19 protein-coding genes are annotated in these 18,999 nt (G+C 45.2%); 3 read left to right on the plus strand and 16 right to left on the minus strand.

Annotated features, from left to right (window positions below):
- On the plus strand, nt 1–1,002 hold a 1,002-nt coding region (locus FHW89_RS27100), incomplete at its 5' end, for an RHS repeat-associated core domain-containing protein (RefSeq protein WP_172338178.1).
- Nucleotides 968–1,381, plus strand: a complete 414-nt coding sequence (locus FHW89_RS27105; RefSeq protein WP_172338179.1) for a hypothetical protein — start codon at nt 968–970, stop codon at nt 1,379–1,381. The genes FHW89_RS27100 and FHW89_RS27105, both read left to right, overlap by 35 nt.
- 74 nt (nt 1,382–1,455) lie before the next feature.
- Here the strand turns inward: FHW89_RS27105 and FHW89_RS27110 are convergent, their stop codons facing one another.
- Nucleotides 1,456–1,809 (minus strand): helix-turn-helix domain-containing protein, encoded by a 354-nt coding sequence (locus FHW89_RS27110; RefSeq protein ID WP_172338180.1) that lies wholly within the window; start codon nt 1,807–1,809, stop codon nt 1,456–1,458.
- Nucleotides 1,810–1,951: 142 nt separating this feature from the next.
- Between FHW89_RS27110 and FHW89_RS27115 the strand changes: the two genes are divergently transcribed.
- Nucleotides 1,952–3,565, plus strand: a complete 1,614-nt coding sequence (locus FHW89_RS27115; RefSeq protein ID WP_172338181.1) for a hypothetical protein — start codon at nt 1,952–1,954, stop codon at nt 3,563–3,565.
- Between the two features lie 592 nt (nt 3,566–4,157).
- Here FHW89_RS27115 and FHW89_RS27120 read toward each other — a convergent pair.
- The 15 genes from FHW89_RS27120 to FHW89_RS27190 all read right to left on the minus strand — a co-directional run bounded on the left by FHW89_RS27120 (nt 4,158) and on the right by FHW89_RS27190 (nt 18,619).
- Nucleotides 4,158–5,111: a hypothetical protein gene (locus FHW89_RS27120; protein WP_172338182.1), complete on the minus strand. Its 954-nt coding sequence runs from the start codon at nt 5,109–5,111 to the stop codon at nt 4,158–4,160.
- A gap of 8 nt (nt 5,112–5,119) precedes the next feature.
- Nucleotides 5,120–6,574: an MBOAT family protein gene (locus FHW89_RS27125; RefSeq protein WP_172338183.1), complete on the minus strand. Its 1,455-nt coding sequence runs from the start codon at nt 6,572–6,574 to the stop codon at nt 5,120–5,122.
- Between the two features lie 624 nt (nt 6,575–7,198).
- Nucleotides 7,199–8,347: a type II secretion system F family protein gene (locus tag FHW89_RS27130; protein ID WP_172338184.1), complete on the minus strand. Its 1,149-nt coding sequence runs from the start codon at nt 8,345–8,347 to the stop codon at nt 7,199–7,201.
- Entirely contained in the window at nt 8,334–8,843 is a 510-nt protein-coding gene (locus FHW89_RS27135) for a hypothetical protein (protein ID WP_172338185.1), read from the minus strand. The genes FHW89_RS27130 and FHW89_RS27135 overlap by 14 nt, the downstream gene beginning before the upstream one ends.
- Nucleotides 8,824–9,198, minus strand: coding sequence for a hypothetical protein (locus FHW89_RS27140; RefSeq protein ID WP_172338186.1), 375 nt, complete (start codon nt 9,196–9,198; stop codon nt 8,824–8,826). Before FHW89_RS27140 ends, FHW89_RS27135 begins: the two co-directional genes overlap by 20 nt.
- The gene (locus FHW89_RS27145) at nt 9,186–10,442 is read right to left on the minus strand and encodes a hypothetical protein (RefSeq protein WP_172338187.1); all 1,257 of its coding nucleotides are present in this window, start codon (nt 10,440–10,442) and stop codon (nt 9,186–9,188) included. The genes FHW89_RS27140 and FHW89_RS27145 overlap by 13 nt, the downstream gene beginning before the upstream one ends.
- A 9-nt stretch (nt 10,443–10,451) precedes the next feature.
- On the minus strand, nt 10,452–11,051 hold the full coding sequence (locus tag FHW89_RS27150; protein WP_172338188.1) for a toxin-antitoxin system YwqK family antitoxin: 600 nt from the start codon (nt 11,049–11,051) through the stop codon (nt 10,452–10,454).
- Complete coding sequence (locus tag FHW89_RS27155) at nt 11,048–11,554, minus strand: hypothetical protein (RefSeq protein WP_172338189.1); 507 nt, start codon at nt 11,552–11,554, stop codon at nt 11,048–11,050. The genes FHW89_RS27150 and FHW89_RS27155 overlap by 4 nt, the downstream gene beginning before the upstream one ends.
- 5 nt (nt 11,555–11,559) lie before the next feature.
- Entirely contained in the window at nt 11,560–12,519 is a 960-nt protein-coding gene (locus FHW89_RS27160; protein ID WP_172338190.1) for a hypothetical protein, read from the minus strand.
- Between the two features lie 78 nt (nt 12,520–12,597).
- Nucleotides 12,598–13,119 carry a hypothetical protein gene (locus FHW89_RS27165; protein ID WP_172338191.1) on the minus strand — a complete coding sequence of 174 codons (522 nt, stop codon included), beginning with the start codon at nt 13,117–13,119 and terminating at the stop codon, nt 12,598–12,600.
- 1 nt (nt 13,120) lies between these two features.
- Nucleotides 13,121–14,344 (minus strand): hypothetical protein, encoded by a 1,224-nt coding sequence (locus FHW89_RS27170; protein ID WP_172338192.1) that lies wholly within the window; start codon nt 14,342–14,344, stop codon nt 13,121–13,123.
- A gap of 2 nt (nt 14,345–14,346) precedes the next feature.
- The gene (locus FHW89_RS27175) at nt 14,347–16,281 is read right to left on the minus strand and encodes a type II secretion system protein GspD (protein ID WP_172338193.1); all 1,935 of its coding nucleotides are present in this window, start codon (nt 16,279–16,281) and stop codon (nt 14,347–14,349) included.
- Nucleotides 16,282–16,288: 7 nt separating this feature from the next.
- Nucleotides 16,289–17,722 (minus strand): GspE/PulE family protein, encoded by a 1,434-nt coding sequence (locus tag FHW89_RS27180; protein WP_172338194.1) that lies wholly within the window; start codon nt 17,720–17,722, stop codon nt 16,289–16,291.
- Nucleotides 17,713–18,216 (minus strand): hypothetical protein, encoded by a 504-nt coding sequence (locus FHW89_RS27185; protein ID WP_172338195.1) that lies wholly within the window; start codon nt 18,214–18,216, stop codon nt 17,713–17,715. The genes FHW89_RS27180 and FHW89_RS27185 overlap by 10 nt, the downstream gene beginning before the upstream one ends.
- Nucleotides 18,217–18,241: 25 nt before the next feature.
- Nucleotides 18,242–18,619 (minus strand): general secretion pathway protein GspG, encoded by a 378-nt coding sequence (locus FHW89_RS27190; RefSeq protein ID WP_172338196.1) that lies wholly within the window; start codon nt 18,617–18,619, stop codon nt 18,242–18,244.
- Nucleotides 18,620–18,999 lie beyond the last annotated feature (380 nt).

The raw sequence follows: 18,999 nt of genomic DNA on the forward strand, positions 1-18,999 counted from the left end.
AGGGCATTGCCTAAAGACGCGGCAAGTTACAACTATGAATACACGTTAACCGATCACCTGGGCAATAGCCGGGTAAACTTTGATACAGGCACGGGGACAGCCAGGCAGGTACAGGTAGATGATTACTATGCTTTCGGGATGGAGATCAGCACGAGTGTGGCCAGTCCAAAAAATGAGTATCTTTACAATAAGAAGGAGCTGCAGGAGAACCTGGGTTTATATGACTACGGTGCGAGGTTCTATGATCCGGTGATTGCCAGGTGGACGAGTGTTGATCCGCTGGCAGACAAGTATCAATCTTGGTCGCCCTATAATTATGGATTGAATAATCCTATACGGATTTTCGATGTAGGGGGAATGGCTCCGGCTGATATTCATATAACAATCAGCGATAAGCCAGTTGGATCTACGCAAATTCGAGTGATCGGCAGCGAGAGTGTTAAACAGCCTTATGGTTTCACTATGTCAGTTCCAACATACCAAATGACTATTACAGATGATGCAACCGACAAGGTTTCAACATATACAGTTACAAGAGACGCTCCTATATTAAACTTTGGCGACAAAGGCTCTGAAGGAAGTTACAATGTAAATAATACTGCCTTTGAGCCTAAAACATCTGAAGGTTCATATAACGGTATTATGGTTAATGATTATCCAAAAGACACAGGTTTTCCGGCAATTGTGTTAACAAATAAGGATGGCTCAAGAGGACTTGCAGCAGAGCCAATGCCCGGCGCACTCAGAACAAAGCCAGATGTAGCGAAAGGTGTATCTATACATGTAGGTGGAAACTATACAAACTTAAGTGGTGAAGGTCGAACAACGGGCTCCGAAGGATGTTTTACATGTGTAGCAGGTAATAAAACCATTAATGCAGTCGGCGCAGATATAAATCAAAGATTAGACGCCAATAAAAAGGCAGGTACAGGAACAAATATTGATATTACAGTTCAGAAAAGAGAAGATGTTAAAAAGAAACTTACAGCGACAGGGCAATAAATTGCTTTTCATTTCCCTGTTAGTTATGATCTGTTTTATAAGCAGTTCATTCCAACATAAGAAGCAGAGTATACACAAGACTTATAAAAAGCTTATCATTGGAAAATGGGTTTATAAAAGCAAGGAGGTTGGAGATGTTATGATGGTCTTTAATGGAGATGGTTCTGGTTTAAGACGAATGGATTCAACTCAAACAACGTACAAGTTCAAATATTGTCTTGTAAAAGATTCTATTCTTAAAATTGTTGTTGGAACACACAAGCCTGAATTGCATGTGATAAAAAACTTAACTGCTGCTACTCTAAGCATCAGAGAATATCCTTTTAAAAAAATCCGAGAGAGTATAAGCTTTTTTGATACAGACTACAAAAAAGAGTAGATTATGGCCTTATTATCAGTTATATATAAAACGACAAAAGCCCCTGCAAAGGGGGTTTTGTTTGTTAAATAGCCTTACTTAGCTAATTCCTGGATATGCCTTTTAGTAATAAAGGCATCAATAAAAGTCTTCACAAGGTGCTTGTCCTCCGGGCTAAATAACTCCACTTCTTTAAACTGTTTAAGCAGTTCCCGGTCGGTCAATTGCGCTGTTACGGATGCATCGTTCACATCATCATTTACCAGGTAATCGGTAGTGGTGTCCAGCGCTTTGGCCAGCTTGGAAAGCATATCTGCTGCGGGTTTAGCTTTGCCTATTTCATATCGGCCGATCTGTACATAAGAGTTCAGGCCGGCGATTTCGGCAAGCTCTGCCTGTTTCAATCTTTTTTGCGTACGTAACTCCTTGATCCGGGTTCCTAAACTCATTATTCCTTGTTCCTATCACATCAAAAATACTAAGAATGATACATAAAGTACGTGGTAAAATACAAATGGGTATCATTTGCGTTTATACAAGCACCATACTTATTATTGCAAAATAAAAAAGTAGTATACAACATCATTTCCAATGAATATAGTATCTAAGCTTATTGTAGAAAATCCTGAACTATTGTTATACATTGATGGTAAACTGCACATTACCGTCCTGGGGGGCATCAAACTGACCGGCTTCGACCGCTTAAAAGTAATATTAAAGATAGTCTGCGGTGGCAATACCAACAGGGCTTTCCGCCACAACCTTGACTTGTACAACAGCGTTCACACCGAACAGCTGATAGAGAAAGCCGGTGATGCGCTGGATGTGGCTGCGGCTGAACTGGCCGGGGTGATCAGCCGCCTGACTGCTGCCCTGGAAGATTACCGGACTGAGCGGCTGGAAGCCATGAAGTCAAAACAGGCAGAAAAGAAGCAGCTCACCGAGGCCGAGCGGAAAATTGCCCTGCAATACCTCAAAGCGCCCGGCCTGCTCGGACGGACCCGGCAGGCGATCTCGGCCAGCGGTATTGTCGGCGAGGAAGTTAATAGTCTGATCGCCTACCTGGTCTATACATCGAGAAAACGGAATACACCATTGCACCTGATGTGCCTGGGGCCATCCGGTACCGGCAAGACCTGGCTGCAGGAAAGGGTCAGCGAATTGATCCCTGAAGAAGACAAACTGGAGATCACTATGCTGTCCATGAATGCCTTTTACTACTTTGGTAAAGATGAATTGAAGAATAAGTTATTGCTAATCGAGGATATGGACGGTGCCGATAACGTGCTGTACCCGCTCCGGGAACTGCAAAGCAAGCGCCGGATCAGTAAGACGGTGACCCTGAAAGACAGCAAGGGTAACCTGAAAACGGTTACGCTTAATGTCGAAGGCCCGGTATGTGTAAGCGGGTGTACCACCCGTGAACAGCTTTACGAAGATAACGCCAACCGCTGTATCCTGCTGTACACGGACGGCAGCCCGGAACAGGATAAAAAGATCATGGACTACCAGCGCAGGCAAAGCGCCGGGCTTGTGGATCAGCAGGCCGAGCGCAACGTGCGCGAACAGCTGAAGAACGTGCAGCGGCTTTTGCAACCCGTCAGCGTTAAAAACCCGTTCGCCACCTACCTGCAATTGCCGGAGGCCATCTTTAAGCCCAGGCGTACCATGCTGCTGCTGCTTTTGTTCACCGAAACCATAACGTTCTACCACCAGTACCAGCGGGAACTGCAAACCGATACTACTACCGGTAAGCAGTACGTGGAAACTACGATTGAAGATATCGAGGTGGCCTTTTCACTGCTGGAAACAACCCTGCTCAAAAAGAGTGTTGAACTGAACGATGCTTGCCGTACTTTCTTTGAGAAGCTAAAGACCTGGTTAAAGCAAAACCATACCGAAAGCTTTTATAGCAAAGATATCCGCTCCATGCTTCGGATAACACCTAGTAGTATGCAACGTTACCTATATGTACTGGAACTGATGGGTTACATCAAAATAGTACGTGGCAGCAGCTACAAAGGCTTTGAGTATAAGGTAAACAGCTGGAATGACCTTGAATCCCTAACCAATGATACCCGGCAAATGGTCAAGACTATACTGGAAACGATCAATTCAGTAGCCCGTAACCCAACAGTAACCCAAACCAGCGATGGGTTACAAAAAGTGCAGAAAGCCAGCAAGAAGAAGTCAGTAACCCAATAAGCCTATAAAACAAGAGGGCACACAATTTAGCAAACTAACACATGAACCGTACCTACACCCGTTTACATGCTGGCTTTACCGAATGGCTGCGCATACTGAACTTTGAGCCGACCATGATGTCCCACTAATTTGGCTGATTGTCATGATAAGGCGGGATGCCGCTCCAATCACAGAACACACAGAAAAAGAAAACGAGATTGAAGGGCTCATGCTAAAAAAATGAAATACTTATACCTCTTACTATTGACGCTGATTATCACATGTCGCCATCGGCGGTATCTCTCCGAACAGATTTGATCGGCCCGTCACCAAACGCAGCGGCACTCGGTAAATATGGATTGATCCCGTTAATTTGTATACCGGGGTTCCAGATATCGCCATAAATCTTGGAAATGCCGAAGGCGGGGGGATTTCTGTTCCGATTAGTTAAATTATCATCATAACGGACTGCACTCGTGGGGAAAAGCATCTTGGGCGGGGTTGGCCGGTAAACGCGGATGGGATAATCACCAGGATCATTAAGGATAAGCTTGATGAAAATTTTTTATAATTTATTCAGATAAAAAATATAATTATCATCATTGCATAGGTCCTATTTATTATATGCCAAACTTGATTTTAGGTCATGAATCAATAATTTGGTTCTCATATCTACCCCCTTTTTAATGAGGTGATACTTGGTATCAAAGCATAGCGAGTCGGGTATTCTATATTGATAGGGGTTTCCCAGCAATTTAAAATTCGCCTTTTTCAATTCATATGAAACTTGATTTATTTGTCCAACGCTTTTCGCAAATGAGCTTGACTGAAGGCCAGGATAGGTAATATAAACTATTGCTCCTTTTTGCTGAGCAGCGGCTTGAAATGCTTTCAATTGTTTTATAACATCAAAATTAAATTGGTCGCCTTTATTTTTAATATCCTCGGGTGGAACGGTTATGCCTTTTAACTTCCAATGAACCGTAGCATCGCCAAACTTATCAAATGAACTTTTTAAATAAACTGAGTCTGACGGTGAATAAATAGGTATTCGCTTGAAATACAAATTTCTTAAATTATATTTTGAATAGCCATATTGGATAATATATGGGGTTAAATGTACCCATTGGTCAAAAGTTAAATATTTGTAATCGCTTTTTGAAACGTCAAAAATGGTTCTGACGAGCTCGTCACTCCCCAAAAAAAGATTACCATAATACTGTTCATATTCTGGAGAGATGATAACAATATCGCCTTTTTTTACAAAAGGAATAGTGTGCGATAGCATATACATCAATCCAATACCTGCATGTATTGCAGTATTAACAGGTGTTATTTTTAGCGAATCTTTTATTGTATAACTATCTATACCAAAACTAACGTTCGAGCCTCCTATGAGTATCACTCTTGGAGAGGGCGTATTTCTCAATAAAGAATCTTTTTTTATTTTACCAGATAATAAGGAATTAGAGACGTAAGCTGTTGGTGGAATAACAAGTATCCCTAAAATATTAAAAGAAACAAGTAAAAAAATAAAAATTGCGACACTGCGGATAAATGATTTCATAATCAACTTTAGAAATGAAAATATATAAATTGCTGTTGTTGATCCTTACTCCAAATAGCGATAGTTATAATAATTATTATATAAAATGGCCACCTGATAAATCGTTTGGATTTAACAAAAAGTGTTTCTAACGCGAAGTTTTGTTCGCGGCCCGCCCACTCTATTAATAAGAATAATAATATCAACACATCCAGCGCATAAATATTAAATGTAAATGAAGCAAGATGTGGGAGGGTAATTAATGATGGTGAAAAAATCGCAGAAATATAGGATATCGCCGCGGTCATATTTTCGGCTCTGAAAAAAATCCAAGCTAAGGTTGTCAAAATGAAGGTTATAATAATACTTAAGGTCTCTTTAAGCGTGGGGAAATTACGGCCTTTGGCAACTATTTCCAAATTGCTTCGATTTTTTTTGAGCAACAATAATGGTAAAAAATATACAGCGTTTAAAAGTCCCCAAACAATAAAAGTCCAATTCGCGCCGTGCCAAAAACCACTAATTAAAAAAATTAAAAATGTATTTCTAACTCTTATCCAGGTACTTCCTTTGTTTCCTCCTAGCGGAATATAAACATAGTCTCTAAACCAAGTGGTTAATGATATGTGCCATCGTCTCCAAAACTCAGCGATATCACGGGAGAAATATGGATAATTAAAATTCTTTAATAATTCAAACCCAAACAGTCTGGCAGTTCCCAGGGCGATATCTGAATATCCGGAAAAATCACAATATATTTGAAATGAAAAGAAAACTGCGCCTATAAAGTAAGCGCTGCCTGTATGTGATGTAGAAGTATTATTAAAAATTGAATTCACTACTTCAGCACAATTATCCGCTATCACTACTTTTTTGAAGTAGCCCCAAAGTAATTGCCTTAAGCCGTTAACAGCTTGGCTGTAATTAAAATATCTTTTTTTTTGAATCTGCGGCAATAAATGAGTAGCCCTTTCAATAGGGCCAGCCACCAGTAAAGGGAAAAAGCTTACAAAAAGTGCATAGTCAACATAGTTTTCTACTGGTTTAACTTTTTCTCTGTAAATATCTGTTATATAGGATAATTCATGAAAGGTGTAAAAGGAAATACCCAGTGGTAATATCAAATTTAGAATACTCACATTAATTGGAATTCCAATAGTCCCAAACGCGGAAGAAAAGGATTCAATGAAAAAGTTGAAATATTTAAAAAAGAATAATATCGCCAAATTGAAAATTATACTGGTTAAAAACCACAACCTCTTTTTCGGTCCTTCTGCATTGTGAATTTTTTTGGCAACTACGAAATCGAGGGAAATGGAAAGTATCAGCAGTAATAAAAATCTGTAATCCCAATAAGAATAAAAGAAAAAGCTTGATATAAGAAGTAATACATTTTGGATTCTTAAATTTTTACCTGTTAGAAACCAATATAAAATAAATATGATTGGCAAAAATATGGCGAAAGCAACAGAATTAAAGAGCATATTATGGAATATGGATTAAGTGTCCAAATATACAATCCGCTATCCAAATAACCATTTTTTAAATAAGCCCCCAAGTAGTCTAAGTGAGATGCCATCCGATCAAACGAGCTGGTGTAAAATGGTGGAACAATTTTTTATACTATTATGGGGTAATACCATAGGTGAACAGTCATTTGTTTTGTCAACTTAAGGCTGCAGAGACAGAAGGCGCCGGGGTTTGTTATTTTTTCTTTATTTTATTAGACGTCATTCAATAATCCAAGCCTGGTTTTACTTTTCCTGGTTGAGTAGTTTACGCAAGCCTTTCCTTTATTTACCTTTCGTTTCTACTTGATGTGAATGAAGTGTCGGTACCAATAATTTACCCTGTAATATTCGAGTTTTTAATTACATCCAGGAAGTTGGAGCAGTTCTGAATGTTTTGTAAATATATATCGTAAGGTTCGTAATTCATCTGCATCAAAAAATGGTTAGTAGTTCGGCCGCCAGTTAGGTTGGCATAAACACCGGCTTTGACAGCTGGAATAGCTTCACGATATCCTCTGTTCTTTCCTGATTGGCATTAAAGGCCTGCTAAAGTCATCACCATGGTGACGTAGTTTTAAGAAAACGCCTGAGGCTCTGCTATTGAAAAGTATTGCTCATTTGGAACATGGGCAGGTACATGGCCACCATGATAATACCGACTATAAGACCCAATACCAGGGTGAAGACAGGCTGCATGACGCTGTTCAGTGTGGCGGTCTGATATTCTACTTCTTTGAGGTATTGATCAGACAAACGACCAAAAAAAATGTCCAGTTTATTACCTTCTTCTGCTATTTTGAGTTGCATGATCAATTTAGCGGGATAGATCTTGTAATCACGCAGGCTTTCGTGTAAGGAACGGCCTTTCAGGATCTCGTTTTCCACCTGTCCTAGTGAAGATTCGATCGGATAATAACCGATCATCTTTTTACTCAGCGTGATGGCTCTCAGCAGGGGAATGCGGGCGCCCAGCAGCAGACGCATGGAATTACAAAAGCGTGCCAGGTAAACTTTTTGTACCAGATTACCGATGACCGGTAAACGGAGAACCAGTGCGGCGGCGGTTTTCCGGAACTGCTCGTGCTTACGGAAGTACCAAAGCAATCCGCCGCAGAGCATGGTGACCAGCAGGACCGGCAGAAAATAAGTTTGTATCGCTTTGGACAGACTGATGATCTGTTGGGTGATCCAGGGCAGTTCCCCGCCAAAGCGCAGGAAAACGTCGCCAAACATCGGCACCACGAATTTGAGCATGAAGAAAACGGCGCCCACAGAGGTGCTCATCACGATACAGGGATAGGTCAGCGCAGAAATTACCCTGCGCCGCTGCTGTATCTTGTTCTGATAGAAGTTGGCGAGATCTTCGAGCACCTCGGTCAGCTGGGCGGTTTCTTCACCGATCTCGACACTGAAAACCTCATAGGCGGAAAATTTTTCGCTTTGCTGTAATGCCTGGGAGAAGGGGGCGCCTTTGAGTATCTTGTCCTGGATACTTTGAAACAATTGCTTGTCTTTTTCGGTCTCTTGTCCGCTGGTGATCAGTTCAACGCTGCTTTTTAGGTCAATACCGGCCCGGAGCAGAGAGCTCAGTTCAAGATAAAGGGCCTCTTTTTTTTTATCATTCAGTTCTTTGTTGCCGAAGCTGATGTCTTTATTCATCAGGTCATGAAAGCTGTTCCTCCGGGTGACGGGGGAAGAAGGGGCGCTTTTTTTACGCTCGTACCTGCTGAGATCAATGGATGGCATCGGTGCTGGGTTGAAAAAGGTTTTCGGAACTGTATAACTTATGGTAATGATACGGAATTTTTTGCTTTTGCAGGAATACGGTCAATTGCAGATCGTCAACGGTATTATCCGGTCCGGTCTGGGTGCTATCTGACCGGAGCTCTTCAAAGGCGGTGACGGGAGCGGTACTTTGCACGTAAAACGTATCGGTCAGCCCCCGGGTCCGGAGAATATAATCCGGCCGGAATTCATAGTCAGTAACCATACTATCACCGTGAAAGATCAGATGCCGGTCTTCCAGGGTGATCAGCCGCGCTTGTATAAAATCTTTTTTCAACAGTTTATCCAACTGCAACACGGTCATCATATGCTTGTTTTTGGTATTAAAGGATTGATAGGAGCGGCTGATGAGGAGGTAAGCCGAATAGGAAAATCCGATCAGGATAGCGGTAACGACCATGACCAGGATAGTTTCCATGATGGTAAAAGCCGGAAGTTTAATGTGCCTCGTTTGCATGGCTGATGATTTGCTGTAATTGCACTAACTGCTGGTGGTTTTCACCGAATGCGGTCAGCTCAATTTGAATAAGTCCCGATCCCGGTCCGAAGGGGCTAACCTTTTGCTCGATCTCGAATTCGTCGACCTGGATATGCTGGTTATCGGTATTGCCGTTTTTAACCGTTTGATATAAGCGTTCCTGCAAAATGGCCTGTGCCCGGATTTTCCTGACGGAAAGGGATAAACGGGTCACATTCGTATAGATCATCATGGCGATCCCGAAGACCAGGACCATAATTACCATCGCGATGACCGCTTCCATCAGGCTGGAAGCGGATAACCTGCCCTGAAACCTGATTTTTATTTTAACCATTGCAGTATGTGTTGGGTGGCGCCAGCGGACGGGCTTAAGTTGCTGCTCAGATAATACCGGGATAGAGCGGTCATATCGATACGGGTATTGACCAGGTAGTTCTCGTAAGAGGTGATGCTGTTTTGGTAAAGAAAACGGGAGGTCATGACGCTGCCGCGAATAGTTACTCCTTCCTTTAAAGAAAGGATCCCTTGTGAATACACCTGGCCGGAGACGACAGCGTTTTTGGCGAGGCTGATCACAGGTGGCAGTTTGCTGCTTTGTTTTTCATAGGTAAAGATCAGTCCTGCAAGACTGCTGTGTTCACCCAGACTTATTTTTCCAGGTAGGTCGGTAACGCCGGAAGTGTTCCTGACTAAGGCCAGGCAGGAGGGATAAGTAAAGTGACAATTGCCGCCCACGCTGAGGGAGTCGGTCGCGTAAAGTTGACAATGACCATGAAAACCGCTTTTGACCTGTATGGATTTCGCCACAACGATGACATTTTCCAAAGAAACCGTACTGTCGATGGTCAGCGTAGTATCCGAGTATAAGATCAGGTTTCCGTTAAAGCTTGCGTTTTGCAGGGTGGCCTGAGCCTCTAAGCGGATCACCCGGGTGGGTAGCCGGAAAGACCGGGTTGCTCCGGCTGACGGTCCCGGGCGCCCGCTGTTATCTGCGGGCGCCCGGAAAAGATGCTTGATCATTTCCAGACGCGGGCCGGCAAGTGGGGGTAGCTGCCGGTCGCTGTCATAGATATGCCCTTTGACCAGTTGCTCATCTCCGCTATAGGACTGGTTATCCAGATAGGCGGTTTTAACGCCTGCTTTCGGAAGACGTGCGTCTCCCTGGATACTTGTTTTTCCGCTGAGAGAAAGTGGCCGGTCTTCATCGATCAGGTAAATGGAAGACCATTTGCTGGAATCTACCTGATTGGCGATGCTGAAAACTCGCCATAGCGTGTCCCGGTGACTAAAGGTTTTGATGACCCCAATGTCGAATATCCCCCAGGGGTATTTCTGAAGGATGACGGAATCTGTAGATGCCCCGGAGAAGGACAAACTCTGGGGTTCCCGGTAGCTGCTGTCTGTATTGTTCAACAGGATCTGGATACCGGAATTGCAATTGTTGATCAGCCGGTCATATTGAAAATGAAGCTGGTATTGCGACCGGTAAAAATAAGCCGCGCTGATCAGCGCGGAACAAATGAGGCTGATAACAAGCGCGATAATGATCACCATATATAAAGAAGAGGCTTTGAGCATAGCTGATCATTAAACCGCCGGTTTTACTGCGGACTCTTTCTTCTTTTGGAACAGGTGCAGCCGTTTCAGGATATTGCCTTTTCCCGGCGGCAGGACTTTGCCGCTTTTATAACGCAGGGTTTTAACGGAGTCTGTACCCATATGAAAGGTAACGGGGCCATCCAATAGATCATGTTTGTAATAACCTGAGGTGCTGACTTTGCCATCGGTGGTATACCATTGGAACGGTCCGTTTTGTTCACCCCTTGCCCAGGTGACCAGGCGGCTCATTTTTCCGGTCTCGTTCCATTCTTTCCAGATGCCGTCTTTCAGTCCTTCCGCGAAGGTCCCCTGCGTCCGCAGATTTTTATTGAGAAAATATTCTTCATAAACGCCATGGAGCAGGTGACCGCTGTAACCACCCTGTGTTTGGTGGATCCCGCCGCTTCCGTACCAATAATACAGACGGTCGGGAATGGTTTTGGGTGTAGCCGAAATAGCTAAGATCCCGGCACGTATCATCCTGTCCGTATCATTAATACGGACCTGGCTGATGCCATCACCGGGTATCTGCTGCGCCCGTACTAAAGCAGAACATAAGAGCAGTATGGAGAGTAGCAGTTGTTTCATATTGCAGCCGGATTGATCGGTATAAATTTATGGTGCCCCTGATAGTCGACGCTGACGGAATCCCGGAGGTTCCGGAGCAGTTTAACCGGTCCCGAACGTTCTCCTTCAGCGAGCATCACAGGTTTTCCGTTGATCGTCATAATGGCGATCAGCTTCTTTGACCCCGGGTTACGGATAAAGCCCCGGTAGCTGATCATATCCCAGTTGATCAGGGATTTGACAGCTGGCCGGGAGATATTGACATTGGAAAGGACTAGTTTTTTTACAGGTATGCTGCCCGCTGTGTCCCTGAGTCTGGTCTGCCCGAAGGGATCCCGGTACCCGGTATGCAGGTGCACGGTGTCGCCGATGAGCGCATGGTCATTGTAAATTTCACGGGGTTTTGTTTGTGGGAGGGGAAGGCCGCTGTCGCCATTAAGGGCGGCAACGACGCGGTAAATGATCGATCCCCAGATGATCACGACCAACAGCCCCAGCAGATAATTTATCTTTTTACTTTTCATCCGTGTTATTGTAATGTGAAGCTCCGAAGTTCGCTGCTTTTTCCTTCATTACCGATCGCGTCCAGTGCGCTGACCTGCCAATAGATCCGGTCACCACTGTTACCCAAATTAAAGGAATAGCTGGTCGCGGTCAAGGTCAAAGGGAAGGTACTGCTGTACGGCGTGCTTTGGTCGCTTTTGTATACATATAGCTTGTAACTCGCCGCTGAGTTTACTTTATTCCAGGACAGGGTGAGCGGTTTGCTCAGCGTGGTGTTATCCTGGGGCTGAACGAGGGTAACCGTCCCCGGCGGAGTGGAATCATAGCTGAGTTGGTTAATAGCTGACCATTTGGACTGACTCGAGTCGTTCTCCGCCCTGACCCGCCATTGATAAACCTGGTCCCGGGGGAGTTTGAATGAAAACTGCTGACCCGGAGTCAACTGATCTTTGACCAGGGCGCTTTCATCGGCAAAGCTGTTGGTATCGATCTGCAAATGATATCTGGTCGCTTTATACAGACTGCTCCATTTGAAAATAACCGTGCTTTGTGTAGTCGCCGCGTTATTCGCCGGGGAGGACAGGACGGGGATTTGATTGGTTAGGGAGGAAGCCAGAATAAGCAGGTTCCTGGGTTCGGTATATCCGGTTTGTGTGCTCCCATTCTCCGCCCTGACCCGCCACTGGTAGGTTCCGGGATCCAGGGTCTGTACGAATTTAGTGCCGCGGATCAGGGTGTCCAGCACCAGGACGCCAATGGAATCAAATTTGGGAGAAACTACCTGGAGACGATAGGATAAAGCGTCTTCTACACCGTCCCACCAGAAAGTAATATTATAACTGGTGCTTTGATAATTATCAGCGGGTGCATTGAGTTTGACCGTCCTTTTACTGATAGACGGTTCAATAAACTCTTTGCAGGAGGAAAGGCTTTCCGTTAATAAAAGCACGATGAATAAGCAGGTGGACACGTATTTAAGTTTCATTCGCCGACAAATAATTAATCGCATTCAAAAATAATATATACAAGGGTAATAAGCTAACGTTAAACATGTTACCCCGGGTCATTTACTGATTTCCAATAAAACCTCCAGAACCGGCGTGCCGGAGGCGGCAGGAGCGACCTTTCGGTCTGTTCGGTAGACGACAGATCTGGGAAGACCAATGCCCCTGGTGGACTCCAGTTCATACAGGAAGCGGTTCAGGGAAAAAAAGTCTCCGGTAAAACGAAGTTTTTGCAGAATGGCGCGATCGGTATGAAAGATGTCCTGTTCAGCAGGCACACCGGTTAACCGGACATGCTGTTTTTCCGCCAGTATAGCGATCTGGCTCAGGGTATTGCTCCGAAATGATGCGGTATCCGAGTGGTAAAGCGCTAATGCCCGCTCCAGGTTCCTTGATTTGCGCTCCATGTAGCCAGGCTGATAACTGAGGTCATTATTTGCCGCTAACTCCTGGTTTAGCTCGCGGTAAGTATGCCATTCATCCAGGGTTCTGGAGAACGCCAGCCCGTAAGAAATAAAAAACAAGAGAACGGCACCGGTATACACCAGGTAATCTTTTCGAAACGGCCAATACTTCCACATATCAATAAGTAATAAACAGGGTAAATACCCCGGTGTTTAATTCACTGTTGTAATCATAACTCTCCAGTTGCACATCTTTGACCCATTTGCGGCTTTTGATCCGGGCCAGCCACTCATTGACCGGGATGATCTGAGGGCATACGCCTTTGACCACAATACGGCGGTCTGCAAAGTTGAGCGTATGTTTATCTTTACTTTTTCGCTCATCAATGGGATTGACAGCTACTTCCTGCCAGGTGATCTCCGGTGGCAAGAGCGAGGCGATCTCATCTATCCGTATACTTTTCCGGCCGCCTTCATCCCAGCCCAGGTCCCGGAGCAGATGTTCTTTTTTGTTGATCTTGGTGATCATCCGCTGTTTTTGGTTCGCATTTTGTGTGCTGCTGCTGACCTGCCCGGATAGGGTATCATTAGCCCCCTGCAGCCAGGAAAAAACCAGGAAATTACAGAGCAATACGATAAAAAAGGCCAGCAGCACAATAAAGGCTTTAACGCGGATCTTTTTCATTTCCATTGCCTGGTTAAAAGCGGTATCCGGCACTGGGGCCGATGCCTTGCTGGGATGAAGCCGGGTAGCCATCACCAGTTGAAATGCCGAGGCGTAAGGTATGATCAGTCTTTGATCGATGGGCTCGTTCTCTACTTTGAGCGGAAAAGCTGCCGGGGCGAGTTCCGGTTCCTGATACCGGACGCTTGTCCAGTTCAGGGATATATCCCGCGAAATGGTATGACCGTTGAAAATTACCTCTTCATTATAAATATTCAGTTGCGGGAGAATATGCTGGACCGGAAAAGGACCCAGGCTCAGCATCAGCACCCGGAAGCCCTGCTTGTCCAGTAAGCTTATCCATTCGTCCGCTTCTGAACGGCGGATGATCGCGGCAAAGGAAATATCCGCGGAACGGAAGTGCTGTACATAAAAATCGGTCATTTCCGCCCGGGGTAGGAGCACCGCGAACTCCTCCGGTCCGATGTCGTCTACCCCCGGCATTTGCTTGTAGAGAATGCCTTTCCCGCAAAGGTTCAGGGATACCGGAAGCTTGGTGTCAAATCGTTTTCCAAGTTCTTCTATCTTACTGACCGCGGTGATCTTTTTCTCCAGGTGGAGTTTGTTGTTTTTAACCAGAATCCCGCATCCGTCCAGCTGTATCTGCCCGTCGCGGCTGATCGTGATACTGAGCCCCGTCGCCTGGTTAATATTATAATAACTTTCCAGCAGTGACATGTTTAACGGATTATAGTAGACTTGATAAATAATACAGTGTATATTTTAGCGTTTGTCTTGCTGCGACTGCTGAATAGCCATTTCAACACCGGTATCCGGGATAGTATAGGGATGCCCGAAGCATTTTCGTCCGCTTCTGTACGTTCCAGACCTCCGAGTACGATGGTATCGTCGCTATGGACACGCAGGCTGGTTTCGAATTTATTGTTAGACTGAGGCGGTGGTGACCCGTCGGTCGGAAAAGCAGTAAACTCTGAATTATTGACGGTTATTCCCAGCGTGACCTGGTCATTACCGGATACAATGGGTCTGATATTTACAGACAAATCTGCGTTCACTTCCTGGAATACATTCGTAAAGATGGTCTGCGCACTGTTGGTAAACGGGACAAGATTCTGAGTGGTGTTTTTATAGTAGCGTTTATTACCCATGTTGAGTTTGGCAGAATGTCCGTTCAAGGTAGCCATTTTGGGAGTTGAACGGATTTCTATGTTATTTTTAGCCTCCAACGCATTTAGTGTCAGGTAAAAATTGGGAGTAACATGGCCGAGGTTGACGGAAGTAAACTTACTCATGCTGCTTAAAAAATCATTAAGCGGTTTGGATCCGAAGGTATAGTTCAGGCCGGACAATACCGTACCGCCTGTTTTTACGCTGTCAGAGACACCTGCGGAGATCCCGGTCGATACCGTACGTGTTTTTCGCACGTCAACCATAATCACTTCAATGAGTACAACCGGTACTAATTCATCAAGTTGCTTGATAAACGCCTCAATTTCATTGATCTGCGCAGCTGAACCGGATAACATAATGGTATTCTGGTCACGGAACTCCTTAATTTCCATACCTCGTTTCCAGTCAGCCGGAATCATAGATACGACCGTGTCAATCGTTCGGTTTTGCAGCCGCACAGCTTTAAATGTACGTAAGCCCTCCAGTTTACGGTCTCCGATCAGGTAGACTCCTCGTTCCGTGTGAAATGTATATTCCGTACTTTTAAACAGAAGATCAAGAAAGGTATCATAGTTCACATCGCTGACATGTATGGTAATCGCGCCTTTGATATCGGAGTACAGGGAATAGCTTTTACCGGTCTCCTGTGAGGCCTGTTTAACGAGGTCAAGGATCGGCGCGTTAACAGCGTCGACCGAAATGAGCTTTTGCCCGCTCACGGAGCGAACAAAAAGACCGTTTGCCCCCGGCTGCACCTGGGGACCGGTCGCGCGAAAGGTCTTTCGGATATCGGTGTGATGGTCACCGTTGACATAAAGTTCTTCATTCTCACCTAAAGGTTGAAACAGGTAAAAATTATCGGTGGTACGGACCATCTTGATCTCGTTGCCATAAGCCAATTTTTCTAAGGCGACCTCAAACGGTGCGTCCCGGATAAATGCGGTAACCCGTTTGCTTTGCAGCGCGCCGGGTACGATAATGTTTTTGCCTGATATTTCGGTGATTTTTTTGGCAACGGCGGGTAAACTATCTCCCTCGAGTTCCATAGAAAGCAGGTCACCAGCGGCAGCATAACTTATCTTAAACTCTTTAGGTTTGGCTTGCGGAACCGGGTTTCGGTAGGGGCTAATATAAATGATCGAGCCCACGATCGTGATATCCAGATTATATTTTTGTGCGAGCAGCAGCAGTACATTCTCCGCGGTAACACCATTGAAGGTATCATTAACCTGGAAATTTAGTGATGGGTCAACGCTGACACTCAGGTCGTTAGCCCGGGATAGTGCGCCGATATACTGTTGTATAGAGACCCCGGTCACCATGAGCTGGATTTTTTGGTTCAGGCCAGGGACCAATCCGGCGGCGTTGTCTAATTTAAATTGCAACGCCTGTATGCGGTCCCCCTGCTGTGCCTGTGCCCATAGATCAGGGGCGTTAACGCTCAGTAACAATATCCATAGGATTCGGGTAAAGGTTTTGTGCATAGAGGAATTAATAATTAAATAAGAGCGGATAAATTTCTTCCAGGGAGGTATCGCCCTGGCTGAAGATATGGAATGCGTTTTCAGCCAGCGTTTGTATGCCTCTGTCTTTAAGCAGGCGCGCGATCTGCGTGTGGCCTGCCTTGATCTCCTGCGCCAGTTCCAGGTCAACGGGGATAACTTCATAAACGGCTTTCCGGCCTTTATAGCCGGTATAATAACAGTGTTCGCAACCCCCTGCTACATAATGCTGTTTAACTTCGTGGTACGGCTTGAACTGGCCAGGGTAAAGCTTAGAACTAAAGTCCTGCTGTTTCTTGCAATGCGGGCACAATAAACGGATCAATCTTTGTGCTGCAGCGGTATTGAGCGTGTCGGCCACCTGAAATGCCGGAATGCCCATATCGATGAGACGGGAAACGATACCCCAGGCGGAATTGGTATGGATTGTCGATAGAACGAGGTGGCCGGTAAGGGCCGCGCGGATGGCCATACCGGCTGTTTCCGGGTCCCGGATCTCACCGACCATGATCACATCCGGGTCCTGTCGCAGAAATGTCCGGAGCGCGGCGGCGAAGGTCAGGCCTATAGACTCCCGCAATTGCACCTGGTTGACCCCTTCCAGTGTGTACTCGACGGGATCTTCTATCGTCAGGATATTCCGGGTTTCCTTGTTCAATAATTTGAGGGTGGCATACAAGGTGGTTGTCTTACCGGAACCGGTCGGCCCACTGATCAGCAACAAGCCGTTCGGTCTTTTAGCGCCTTGCAGGTAGTTGGCCAGGTCGGTCCCGGAAAAACCCAGGCTGTCCAGTTCGATGCCCGTAGCATCGTTATTCAGTAGCCTCAGGACCACTTTTTCCCCATAGAGCGTCGGCAGGACCGATACCCGTATATCAAACTGGTATTGTTGGTAGCTGAAGTTGATCCGGCCATCCTGGGGGAGTCTTTTTTCAGCGATATCAAGCTCGGCTTTGATCTTGATCTTGTTGATCAAGGCCGGGTAATCGTCATTTTTCAGGAGATGGCGCTCTACCATATTACCGTCAATACGGATCCTGACACGGCATTTTTTTTCGTAGCGTTCGATATGGATATCGCTGCTTTTCAGGTTTTTCGCTTCTCGGATCAATTGGATCAGAAAATCCTCAGCATTCTGATTGACCGATACCCGGACCGCGGTCGTGGACTCTTGTATATAATATTGGGATAGCAGCCTGTTCACTACCTCCGACCTGATCGGGAATAAGCTTATCTCCAGACCGGATACGATCTCTAATTCCGCCTGAAGCGCATTCAAATCCGTTTGCTCATCGCAATAAAGCTCCAGAAGACTGGCGGATGCTAGTTTGGGCAGGACACGATAATGCCAGGCTTGTTCCCGGGAAAGCATATGCAGATCTGCGGTCTGCAGAACAATGGACTCCGATTGTTTTACATCCATGGCGTATAAAATTGGAGCAGCCAGCTATCGTTAGTCACATTCTGGTGAAAGAGCCACCAGTCACTGGAAAAAAAAAATATAAGGAACAGCGCTTGTAAGCCCGCCAGAGGGATTTGTTTGTTTTTGTTTACCGTCCACCAAACCAACTGGATCAGCGCGGTAAAGAAAAGGCTGCTTACAAAAAAGAAGAGAAAGTTCAACACGGACAGGCTACAGGCGGGTACTAAAAAGAACAATAGATCTCCGCTTCCGAGGTGCCGTTTGGTGATGTTGACCAGGCGCCCGGATCTGATCCCTATATACAGGGTAAGCAGTAACAAAATAATGAGCAGCAGGCTGATATTGATCAACAGTTCCGGCCAGATATCCGCGAAAGTCACATGGGATAGTAATCGCAATAGAATGCCTCCGCCCAATAGGAACGGAAAGATTATCCAGGAAACCGCACGATACCGAAGATCCTGTATCCATACGAGCCCCAGTAATAGCAACACCAGAATTTGTAAGTAAAGCTGCACGTTAATCCTTCGTCACTTCTTTCAATACTTTATTCTCGTCGATCTCCCAGACATCAAAGACGCCATTGCCATTAAAATCTACTACCGAGGTTGCTCGTGCTTTAAATTCGGTATTGCTCGCGCTAATAATCTCGATCCGGTAATTGGCACGGGCATCTTTACTATCGGTCACCAGTTTTTCCTGGACGAATCCTAACTCATCCATATCGGTCGTATATCTGGAATATTCGTAGAAATAGCTTTTTTCCAATGTCTGCAGGTGTTCCAGTTGTAGTTTGGCCTCGGTCGATTTTGCCCGGGTAACTACGGTTAACAGGTAAGGTAAGGCCAGGAACGACAGGATGCCGATAATGATCAGCACGACCAGGATCTCTGACATGGTATAGGCTTTTAAACGTTTGTTTAATTTAGGTTTAAGGTACTTCACAAAATTATCCCAATGACTTAACGGCCACTAAGATAAGTAATAATATAATATATTCGACAAAAAAAAATATTTGTTACAAACAATACTTTTCATTATTTGTAGGGGGCCTTCTGAAGACCGGAAAAAGCCTGGTAGGGACATTTAGGAAGACCCGTAGCGTATTGCCTGGGATCGATTTAGATACCGGTCTACAGGACCAAATTACCGTGGTCCCCCTGTTGTATTGTTCTCCGGGCTGCCGTCATGTTTTTCAAAAGATAGAATCTGCGCCTATTATCATGCGGGCAGGAAGATATAGATGCAACCATACCGGATTTTGAGGGTTATTAACA

This window comes from Mucilaginibacter sp. SG564, from assembly GCF_013149275.1.
Lineage (GTDB): Bacteria > Bacteroidota > Bacteroidia > Sphingobacteriales > Sphingobacteriaceae > Mucilaginibacter.